Raw genomic sequence first — 10,234 nt, 5'->3', positions numbered from 1 at the left:
GGGCAGGGCAACTTCGGCTCGCCCGGCAACGACCCGGCCGCCGCCATGCGGTACACCGAGTGCCGGCTCGCGCCGATCGCCATGGAGATGCTCCGTGACATCGACAAGGAGACCGTCGACCCCCAGCCGAACCACGACGGGCGCCGATGGAGGGCCGCAGCGGAGGTGCGGGCAGAAGCCGGCGGACGAAGCCGAGGCCGCGTCGCGAAGGTAGGGCCACCACCTTGCCCGGGTGGTGAGGACGTGGTTGTTTCACGTGAAACGCGGTCCTCCGGGACAGGACGTTTCCGGCTCTCGCTGCTGCGTTTCACGTGAAACAAGGAGGCGAGACGCGCCTGCTCGTTCAGGATTGCGGGCCGCTCCTCCTTACGGCAGGACGATGGGGGCAGGGGAGCGGGGGCGAGCCGTGCGATCAGCCGGAGTGGCGCTTGACGGACTGGCGGATGTCGGCGATGAAGATGTCCACGTCCTCCGGTGCGGTGTCGAACGCCGTCATCCACCGGACGATCCCCCGGGAGGCGTCCCACACGTGGAACAGGTAACGCGACTGCAGCTCCGGGATCGCCCCGGCCGGAAGCGCGGCGAAGACGGCGTTGGACTCGACCGCCCAGGTGACGTCCAGTCCGGGCAGACCCGCGACACCGTCGGCCAGCCTGCGTGTCATCGCGTTGGCGTGCTCGGCGTTGCGCCGCCACAGATCGTCGGTGAGCAGCGCCGAGAGCTGAGCCGAGACGAAGCGCATCTTGGAGGCGAGTTGGAGCGTCTGGCGCCGTAGGTACGGCCCGGCCTCCACCAGGTCGGGGCGCAGGACCACGACCGCTTCGCCGAGGGCGGCGCCGTTCTTGGAGCCGCCGAAGCTGAGCACGTCCACGCCGGCGTCGGTGGTGAGTGCGCGCAGTGAGCAGCCGAGGAAGGCCGCGGCATTGGCCAGCCGTGCGCCGTCCACGTGCAGCAGCAGGCCGTTGTCGTGGGCGGTCGCGGCGAGCGCGGCGATCTCTTCCGGGGTGTAACAGGTGCCGAGCTCGGTCACCTCGGAGATGGAGACCACCCGCGGCTGCACTTCGCTGATGTTGCCCCGGCCGCCGAGCCGCGCGGTGATGTCGGACGGGGTCAGCTTCCCGTCCGGAGTGGGAACGGTGACGAGCTTGACTCCCAGCACACGCTCGCTCGCCCCGGTCTCGTGCGTGGCGATGTGCGCGGTCTCGGGGCAGATGATCGCCTCGTAGCGCCGGCCGAGCATGATGCTGAGCGAGAGCATGTTCGCCCCGGTGCCGTTGAGCACGACCAGGGTTGCGGCGTTCTCGCCGAACTCGGCGCGCATCCGTTCGTCGAGCGCGCCGGTCCAGCGGTCGTCACCGTACGCCGGAGCGTCCCCGGTGTTGGCCGCGCTCATCGCCTCGATGACCGCGGGGTGCGCTCCGGCGTGGTTGTCACTGGCGAAGCTCTTGGAGTAAACCTCTTCGATCACGCCGCCAGGCTACGCCTGCCTGTGCGCGGATCAGTGCGCGCGGTGGAGGGCGTTGCGGAGGAGGCCCTGGCAGATGGCGCCGAGATCCTGGCCGGCGGCCTCCACGGCCATGGGCAGCAGTGACGTCTCGGTCATGCCGGGGGCGACGTTGACCTCGAGGAAGTGCGGCTGCCCCTGCGTGTCCACGATGAGGTCGGTGCGTGACAGGTCGCGGAGGCCGAGGGCCGTGTGCGCGGTGACGGCGAGCTGCGCGCAGGCTTCGGCGACCTCGGGCTTGAGCCGGGCCGGGGCGAAGAACTCGGTGCTCCCGGCGGTGTAGCGCGCCGAGTAGTCGTAGACGCCCTCGTCGGCGACGATCTCCACCGGCGGCAGCGCGGTGGGGCCGTCCCCGAGGTCGATGACCGAGACCGCGACCTCGACGCCCTCGATGTACTGCTCGATGAGCGCGGTGTCGCCGTAGGCGAAACAGCCGACCATGGCCGCGGGGAGCTCGTCGGCCTTGCGGACGATGGACGCGCCCAGCGCCGATCCGCCGTGCGAGGGCTTGACGAACAGCGGCAGCCCGAGCCGGGCGATGATGCGGGCGAGCACGGCCGACGCGCCGAGGTCGTGGAAGGTCTCCTTCGGCAGCACGACCGACTCGGGGGTGCGTACCCCGACGGAGCGGACCATCGTCTTGGCGACCGGCTTGTCGAAGGCGATGCGGCATGCTTCGGGCCCGGCGCCCACATACGGCAGGTCGAGCAGTTCGAGCACCGAGCGGATCGCGCCGTCCTCCCCGCTGCCCCCGTGCAGCGTCACGAAGACCACATCCGGCGGGTCGGCGAGGACGGCGGGGACCAGGCTCGCGTCGGTGTCCCGGGTCTCCACGTCGATCCCGGCGGCGCGCAGCACCTCGCCCACCCGGCGGCCCGAGCGCAGCGACACCTCGCGCTCGTAGGACAGCCCGCCCGCCAGCACCAGCACATGGCCGAGATCGCTCATCAAGGACCTTTCTTGCGAATTGCTCTGTTTACCGGGACGGGCGCCTCGCTCGAACCCAGCGAGGCGCCCGTCGCACGTCATCTTCAGGCTAGATCAGGCCCGGGGGTGTCCACCCCGGCGTGTGCCGGGGCGGAGCCGGTGCCGAAGGTGTCACGCATGACGACCTCCTGCTGGATCACGCCGGCCAGCCTGCGGACGCCCTCCCGGATGCGCTCCGGCTCCGGGTAGCAGTACGAAAGGCGCATGTTGCGCCGGCCGGAGCCGTCGGCGAAGAAGCCGGTGCCGGGCACGAAGGCCACCCGTTCGGCGACGGCGCGGGGCAGGATGGCCTTGGCGTCCAGCCCGTCGGGCAGGGTCACCCAGACGAAGAAACCGCCGGCCGGCCGGGTCCAGACGCAGCCGGGCGGCATGAGCGCCTCCATGGCGCCGAGCAGGGTGTCGCGCCGCTCGCGGTAGAGCTCGCGGAAGTGCTTGATCTGCTCGCGCCACGGCTGGGTCGCGAGGTACTGCCCGACGGTGAGCTGGGTGAAGGTGGAGTGCGACAGCACGGCGGACTCCAGGGCGAGCACCAGCTTGTCCCGTACGGCGTGCGGGGCCAGGGCCCAGCCGACACGGAAGCCCGGTGCCAGCGTCTTGGAGAACGAGCCGAGATAGACCACGCCGTCGGCGTCGTCCGCACGTAGTGCCCGCATCGGCTCACCGTCGAAGCCGAGCAGACCGTACGGGTTGTCCTCGACGACCAGCACGCCGGCCCGCCGGCAGATCTCCAGCACCTGGCGGCGGCGCGGCGCGCTGAGCGTGACGCCGGCCGGGTTCTGGAAGGTCGGCACGGTGTAGAGGAACTTGATGCGGCGGCCCTGCCGGGACAGCGTGTCGATGGTCTCGGCGAGCGCGGCGGGGTCGAGTCCCTCGTCGTCCATCGCCACGTGGACCACCGACGCCTGGTAGGCGGCGAACGTGCCGAGCGCGCCCACGTAGGAGGGGCCCTCGGCGAGCACCACGTCGCCGGGGTCGATGAAGACACGGGTGATCAGGTCGAGGGCCTGCTGTGAGCCGACGGTGACGACGACGTCGTCCGGACCGGCGTCGATGCCCTCCTCGCGCATGACCTCGCAGATGTGCTCGCGCAGGTGCAGGTCGCCCTGGGCGGAGCCGTACTGGAGGGCCACGGTGCCACGGTGGGCCACCAGGTCGGCGACGATCTCGCCGACCGCGTCCAGGGGGAGGGCCGTGACGTACGGCATGCCGCCGGCCAGCGAGACCACCTCGGGCCTCGATGCGACGGCGAAAAGAGCTCGGATCTCGGAGGCCACCATGCCGGTAGCCCGTGCGGCGTACCGGTCGACGTAGGCGTCGATGCGCGACCCGTGGGCCGCCGTCCTCCGACCGTGATCCTGCTCTTCCGTCACGGTCCACCTCCTAGGGGTGTGGAGAGTAAGGTTTCGTCGCGGAGTGCCAGCCTACGGCAGGCACCTCCGAAACCTCTCCGCAATTCTTCACATCAGGCACTTCTCCCGGCATTTCGCCCGGTTTTCTGGGGTGATGTGCCGGTTGACGCAGGGCGCGATCGTCAGAACGCGCAGAGCCCGGCCTCGGTGCCATTCGCTGATCCGGTGCCATGCGGCCCGTTTTCCGAGGGTCTGACGGCGTTTGCGCACGTCGGCGGTTCCGCGGGTCTGACAGGCTTGCGCGGTTCGTGCGGCAGGACCGCCCCGCGCGGCTTTCACTCGGCTACCATGCGACTTTGGAGACGCCGTAATTCGTGCGCATTTCCGCCATGACTCGCGTCCGTCTCGCCACGATGGGGGGCTCCGAGGTGTCGCGTCGGCTGGTGAACGTCACGCTGGACAACCTTGACGATCTGCCGCGCCGCTGCCGACGGTGTGTCTTCTGGGAACTCGACCCGGTGAGCGGGGAGCGCGCCCAGATGAGCGGCGACCCAGGGCTGGAGAAGGAGGCGTGGATCTCCGCGACCCTGCTCGAATGGGGGAGCTGCGGCAAGATCTGCTACGTCGACGGCGTGCCCGCCGGGTTCGTGCTGTACGCCCCGCCGCTCTACGTGCCCCGTTCGGTGGCCTTCCCCACCTCCCCGGTCAGCGCGGACGCCGTCCTGCTGATGACCGCGCACATCATCCCCGAGTTCTCCGGGGGAGGGCTCGGCCGGATGCTGATCCAGGGGGTGGCCAAGGACCTCACGCGGCGCGGCGTCCGTGCCATCGAGGCGTTCGGCGACCTCAAGTGGGAGCAGCCCGGCTGCGTCATGCCCGCCGAGTACCTTCTGGCCGTGGGGTTCAAGACGGTCCGGCCGCATCTGCGCTTCCCGCGGCTGCGGCTGGAGCTGAAGACGGCGGTCTCATGGCGTGAGGACGTCGAGGTGGCCCTCGAACGCCTCCTGGGATCGATGACGCCCGAACGCGCGCTTCGCCCGGTCTGAGGCGATCTCAGCCTTCGGCGGTGCCTGTCCGGCCGTTCTCCAGCCCCGGCAGGCGAACGCGCCGCCGAACCGGCCGGCCGGAACCGCGGACATCGCCGGGACGGAAGGCGGCCGGCACCGCTCAGCGGCCGGAGGGGGCAGGGAGGTATGGCCGCCGGGTAAGCCTGAACCCGGGCTCCCATCCATGCGCAGAGCCCCCCGCGGTGGGTGCGGAGGGCTCTGCAGGGTGGGGTGCCGCCCGGAAGGAGGCGGCGGGGTGGTACGGCTCGCGGAGTCGGGCGACGGCGCGAACCGCAGGTCGGCGCCTAGATGACGCCGTCGAGCTCGCGCAGCAGCATGGCCTTCGGCTTCGCGCCGATGATCTGCTTCACGACCTCTCCACCCTTGTAGACGTTCATCGTCGGGATCTGGAGTACGCCGTAGTCCCGCGGAGTCGCGGGGTTCTCGTCGATGTTGATCTTGACGATGGTCAGCTTGTCGGAGTGCTCGTTCGCGATCTCCTGCAGGATCGGCGAGACCTGACGGCAGGGGCCGCACCACTCGGCCCAGAAGTCGACGAGGACGGGCTTGTCGCTCTTGAGCACCTCGGCCTCGAAGGTGGCGTCGGTCACGGACTTGATGGCACCCATGGTGTTCTCCCCTTAAATGGTGGCGATGACGGTGGCGGCGGGGTGGTCCGCGAGCCACCGCTCGGCGTCGATCGCCGCCGAGCAGCCGGTGCCCGCGGCGGTGATGGCCTGGCGGTAGGTGTGGTCGACGACGTCGCCGGCCGCGAAGACGCCGTCCAGGTTGGTCCTGGTGGTCTGCCCCTCGACCTTGATGTAGCCCTCGTCGTCGAGCGTGAGCTGGCCCTTGAACAGGTCGCTGCGCGGGTCGTGGCCGATCGCGACGAACATGCCGCCCACGGCCAGTTCGGTCTGCTCGCCGGTCTTGACGTTGCGCACGGTCACGCCGGTGACGCGGTTCTCGCCCTGCACGTCGGTCACGACGCTGTCCCAGAGGAAACGGATCTTCTCGTTGGCGAACGCCCGATCCTGCATGATCTTGCTGGCGCGCAGCTCGGACCGGCGGTGCACGACGGTGACCGTGCGGGCGAACCGGCTCAGGAAGGTCGCCTCCTCCATAGCGGTGTCGCCGCCGCCCACGACCACGATGTCCTGGTCGCGGAAGAAGAAGCCGTCACAGGTGGCACACCACGAGACACCGCGGCCGGACAGGCGCTTCTCGTTGGGCAGCCCCAGCTCGCGGTACCCCGAACCGGTGGCGACGATGACCGTCTGGGCGAGGTGGGTCTCGGTGGCCGTCTTGACGACCTTCGGCGTGCGCGTGAGGTCCACCTCGACGACGTCGTCCGCGACCAGCTCGGCGCCGAACCGCTCTGCCTGCTTGCGGAAGTTGTCCATGAGCTCCGGGCCGAGGATGCCGTCGGGGAAGCCGGGGAAGTTCTCCACCTCGGTGGTGTTCATGAGCGCGCCACCGGCGGTGACCGACCCCTCGAACACGAGCGGGTTGAGATCGGCCCGTGCCGCGTAGACCGCGGCCGTGTAGCCCGCGGGGCCCGACCCGATGATGATCACGTTACGGACGTCGCTCACGCCTCTCGCCTTTCTGCGCATGGTGTTCGCCGGCTGTTCGCCGGTGTGCGTCTCCGCATGCTGTCCGGCCCTGGATCGACTCGTTCTGGTTTCGCAAGGGCGTCAACAGATCCTAGGCGTCCGGGATTCCCGCCCCTGCACAGCCGCGCCTTCTGAAAGAAGAAGTCCCCCGCGAAGCACGCGGGGGACTTCTGCACGATGATCGGGAAGGACGTCTCGCCCTGCCCGGTGCGGCCTACTGCCAGCGGCTGACCGACGGCGGCCGCACGTTGCGGCAGTTGTCGTCGACCACGTACACCCAGACGGCGTTGCGCAGCCGGTCCTTCCAGAATGCCACGACCGTCGCCTCGCTGCCCTGGTAGAGGGCCTGGTCCACGCCGATCGGGTTGGGGTTCCTGGCCGAACCCAGCTTGTCGGCCACCCGCTCGGAAAGACGGGTGACGCACTTCACCACCGCCGGGTCGCTGGAGGCGTCCCCGGTGGAACCAGGGGCGATGGCGCCGACGTAGGTCGCCAGCGGGCCGTTCAGCACCTGGTTCGAGTAGTTGAAGCCGCTCTTGCCGATCATGTAGCTGTGCCGCTGGACCTGGGCCGAGCCGCGGCCGGTCGTGGTCAGCGGCTGCTTGCTCGGGGCCGGAGTCTCCACGGGGGACAGGGCGATGCCGCTGTCACCCGCGGTGCCGGTGGGACCCGAGGCCATCAGCAGGTTCGCCGAGAGCCCGGCGACGCCGACGACGGCCGCGGCCGCCACGCTCGCCATCGCCCACGACCGCCGGCGGGACGCCTTGCGGCGCCTCGCGGGGACGATCGTGCCGTCGCCGGCCACCACGCCGAGGTGGACGACCTCCTCGGACTGCGGAGCCGGTGGCTCGGCCGGCGCGATGGGCCCGGCGGACACCGGGGAGGCCACGGCCGCCACCGGAACCGGGGCCGGCGCGGGCACCACCTGGAGAGGTGGCCGGTCGTCCGTCGAGGGCAGGGCCGGGGCGGTCTCCCATGGAGAGGCCGCCGCGGTCTCCCATGGGGAGTCCGCCATGATGCGATCCCAGTCGGGCGCCTCGTCGAGCCGCAGCCCGCCGCCGGAGCGTCCGGCCTCGGCCTCGGCGGCAAGTGCCTTGTCGATGCGGAGCGCGACGCCCATCGGCATCGCGGGCACCGGCACTCCCGCGAGCATCTCGCGGACGGACGCCAGGTCGGCGAGGCTCTCCCCGCAGGGATCGCATACCGCGAGATGCTCGCGGACGCGCGCCGCCGTGGCGTCGTCGAGGAGACCCTCGGCCAGTTCGGCCAGGATCTCCAAGTCGTAGTGCGTATCACCCGTCACGAAGTTGTGCTCCCTTCGCGGATGAGACGCGGGTTCGATCCGAACGGTTCCGCAGATGGGAAAGAATCGGGGCAAGTTTCGCACGGCCCCTCGCGCAGCGGCTCTTGACGGTGCCGGTCGGCACGCCCAGCACCTGGGCGGCGTCCTCGACCGAGTAGCCCATCATGTCGACCAGCACCAATGCGGCGCGCTGGTCGCCCGGGAGCAGCTTGAGGGCGGCCGTGACGTCCATGGAGACGTCACGATCTCCTGTCTGGTCAGGTACGGGGGTGTCCCGCTCGGCGGCCTCGACGAGCTCGTCGTCGGCCACCGGACGGACGGACTTGCGGCGCATGCGGTCGAGGCAGGCGTTCACCACGATGCGGTGCAGCCAGGTCGTCACCGCCGCCTCGCCGCGGAAGCTCTCGGCCTTGCGGTAGGCGGAGACGAAGGCGTCCTGTACGGCGTCGGCCGCCTCGTCGGGGTCACCCAGCGTGCGCAGCGCGACCGCCCACATGCGATCGCGGTGGCGCCGGACGATCTCACTGAAGGCGTGCGGATCGCCGCCTATATGGCTCATCAGCAGGTCGGCGTCGGACAACGCGGACCGTGCGGCGGGCTGAGCCGCCGGCGGACTGTCGGGAGGAGGATTCACAACGCGTGTCCTGTTAGGCCGATCCGGGAGAGTGCACCACTACGTCATAGATGGTGCCACGAAACTTCCCCTCAAAGGCCGGAAGGCGCGTAAACCAGATCAAAACGTACCGACCGGTTGCCGCCTTCTCGGGGGTCAAGGTCACCGTACCGGAGACATCGTCCAGCTTGGCGGCGGTTTTCAGTGCGGAAAGGTCCGCGGAATCGCCGATTCGCAACTCGACGGTGGAACTGCCCGTACCACCCAGTGAGACGACCACGTCGGCGATCGGCATCGGCCTGCTCAGCTCGACCAGGAGGCCGACGCCCTTTTTCAGCCCGCCCAGATCAGCGCTGTTGTACTTGTCGGTGTGCCACTCGGTGGACGGCTTCCCGTCGATGGCCAGATTGGCGATCTCGGGGTGCTCGGAATGGTCGCTGCCCAGCGGGTCGAACCCGACGGCGCTCGCCGGCCGCACCGTGACGAGCTTCGGCGGGCGTGACTGCGAGGGCGAGGCGGACGCCACCGGCGGCGACTCCTGCTTGCCCAGGCTCTGCCCGAGCGTCCAGGCGCCGATGCCGACCCCCACGATGACCAGCAGGACCACGATGGTGATCAGGAGGCGGCCGGCCGTGCCGCCACCGCCGGGACGCTGCGGCGCCGGTCCCGTCGGCGGATGCCGGTGGGGTGGCGACATGTGCCGCTGCGGCTGGGTCTCGGAGGGGGCCTCCGCGCGCAGGGTGACCGCCGGCGGCGTCATCGAGACCGGGACGGGTGCAGGCCGGGGCACTTCGGCGAGCGCCTCGGCGACCTCGGCCGGCGTCGCGAGCGCGGGCAGCCCTCGCCGCGGCTCCTGGAACAGCGCCCGGCAGGTGATGGCGTCGAGGAACCCGGGGACGCCCGCCGTGACCTGGCGTGGGGTGCAGACCCTGCCGTCGTCCAGCGGCGCGGGCGGCAGGCCGACGTCACCGTCGCCCGGCCAGTGACCGGTCAGCGCGGTGTACAGCAGGCGGCCGAGGCCTTGGGCGTCGTCACGTGCGGCGGTCTCGCTGTCGATGTCGCTCAGGGTGGCGTCGACGGCCAGCCCGAGCAGCTTGACGGTGCTGCCGGCGGTCCAGATGAGACGGTCGGGCGTCAGGCACAGGTGGGCCAGGCCCGCCTCGTGCGCGTGCGCGACCGCCTCGGCGGCCTCGGCGACCAGCGCGGCGGCGCGCTCGGGCGCCATGGAGCCCGAGGACACCATGTCGGTGAGCGACTCGCCGGTGACCCACTCGCTCACGACGTACGCCTGGCCGTTCTCCTCGGCGGCGTCGAAGACCTGGGTCAGCCGCGGATCGGTCAGGCGGCTCGCCCGGCGAGCCGCGGTGACCACCTCGGAGACCCGCTCGAAGTCGGGATCGAGTGTGAGGACGCAGACGGGGCGCGCCAGCACCTCGTCGATGGCCTTCCACAATGTGGCGCCACCCGACTCGCTGACGCGGTCTTCCAGACGGAACCGATCGGCCAGGCGGCCACCGGGCTCCACGGCAGGGGCGCTCATGAGGTGATCCTCTCCCTGATCGCGGGCGATGTCCGTGCGAATGCCCCCACGCCCCTCCTGATCATCGTCGGCCGTCGGCGCGCGATCGTCAGCGTGCGCCGGGCACCATCGTAGTCCGGCGCGGGTCACGTCCGTGTTGCCCTTTGAACACGGGCGAACCGGACTTCGGGCTGGCTATGCCTACGAGTCGGCCGCGCATTCGCCCGCCTCCCTGGCCAGCGGCCACCGCCGGGGCGTTCACCAGCGATGCGGCGGACACTCCGAAGGGTGGGATCT

Annotated in this window: 9 protein-coding genes and 1 pseudogene; 2 read left to right on the top strand and 8 right to left on the bottom strand. The window is 70.6% G+C overall.

Translation table 11 applies throughout. From position 1 onward, the window contains the following. Positions 1–144: pseudogene (locus IEY93_RS24300) on the top strand (DNA gyrase subunit A); the annotation flags it as partial. A 268-nt stretch (positions 145–412) separates the two neighbouring features. Here the strand turns inward: IEY93_RS24300 and IEY93_RS24295 are convergent. The 3 genes from IEY93_RS24295 to IEY93_RS24285 form a co-directional block, all read right to left on the bottom strand. Then, complete coding sequence (locus tag IEY93_RS24295) at positions 413–1,468, bottom strand: threonine aldolase family protein (RefSeq protein WP_189165415.1); 1,056 nt, start codon at positions 1,466–1,468, stop codon at positions 413–415. A 30-nt stretch (positions 1,469–1,498) separates the two neighbouring features. Then, positions 1,499–2,452 carry a D-alanine--D-alanine ligase family protein gene (locus IEY93_RS24290; RefSeq protein ID WP_189165414.1) on the bottom strand — a complete coding sequence of 318 codons (954 nt, stop codon included), beginning with the start codon at positions 2,450–2,452 and terminating at the stop codon, positions 1,499–1,501. Between the two features lie 83 nt (positions 2,453–2,535). Then, on the bottom strand, positions 2,536–3,768 hold the full coding sequence (locus IEY93_RS24285; protein ID WP_189165430.1) for an aminotransferase-like domain-containing protein: 1,233 nt from the start codon (positions 3,766–3,768) through the stop codon (positions 2,536–2,538). 461 nt (positions 3,769–4,229) lie between these two features. Between IEY93_RS24285 and IEY93_RS24280 the strand changes: the two genes are divergently transcribed. After that, complete coding sequence (locus tag IEY93_RS24280) at positions 4,230–4,886, top strand: GNAT family N-acetyltransferase (RefSeq protein ID WP_229691421.1); 657 nt, start codon at positions 4,230–4,232, stop codon at positions 4,884–4,886. A gap of 305 nt (positions 4,887–5,191) precedes the next feature. On the opposite strand, the gene trxA is transcribed toward IEY93_RS24280, so the two are convergent. The 5 genes from trxA to IEY93_RS24255 form a co-directional block, all read right to left on the bottom strand. After that, on the bottom strand, positions 5,192–5,515 hold the full coding sequence (gene trxA / locus IEY93_RS24275; protein ID WP_203968532.1) for a thioredoxin: 324 nt from the start codon (positions 5,513–5,515) through the stop codon (positions 5,192–5,194). Between the two features lie 12 nt (positions 5,516–5,527). Then, positions 5,528–6,481 (bottom strand): thioredoxin-disulfide reductase, encoded by a 954-nt coding sequence (gene trxB / locus IEY93_RS24270; RefSeq protein ID WP_189165413.1) that lies wholly within the window; start codon positions 6,479–6,481, stop codon positions 5,528–5,530. Between the two features lie 235 nt (positions 6,482–6,716). Beyond that, positions 6,717–7,805: a zf-HC2 domain-containing protein gene (locus IEY93_RS24265; protein WP_189165412.1), complete on the bottom strand. Its 1,089-nt coding sequence runs from the start codon at positions 7,803–7,805 to the stop codon at positions 6,717–6,719. Further along, a complete protein-coding gene (gene sigM / locus IEY93_RS24260) occupies positions 7,795–8,439 on the bottom strand; it encodes an RNA polymerase sigma factor SigM (protein WP_189165411.1) in 645 nt (214 codons plus the stop codon). Before sigM ends, IEY93_RS24265 begins: the two co-directional genes overlap by 11 nt. A 13-nt stretch (positions 8,440–8,452) precedes the next feature. Then, positions 8,453–9,958: a protein kinase family protein gene (locus IEY93_RS24255; protein WP_189165410.1), complete on the bottom strand. Its 1,506-nt coding sequence runs from the start codon at positions 9,956–9,958 to the stop codon at positions 8,453–8,455. Positions 9,959–10,234 lie beyond the last annotated feature (276 nt).

It is taken from the genome of Sphaerisporangium melleum (assembly GCF_014646695.1).
Taxonomy (GTDB): domain Bacteria; phylum Actinomycetota; class Actinomycetes; order Streptosporangiales; family Streptosporangiaceae; genus Sphaerisporangium; species Sphaerisporangium melleum.
This window is presented reverse-complemented; position numbering and strand designations above follow the sequence as displayed.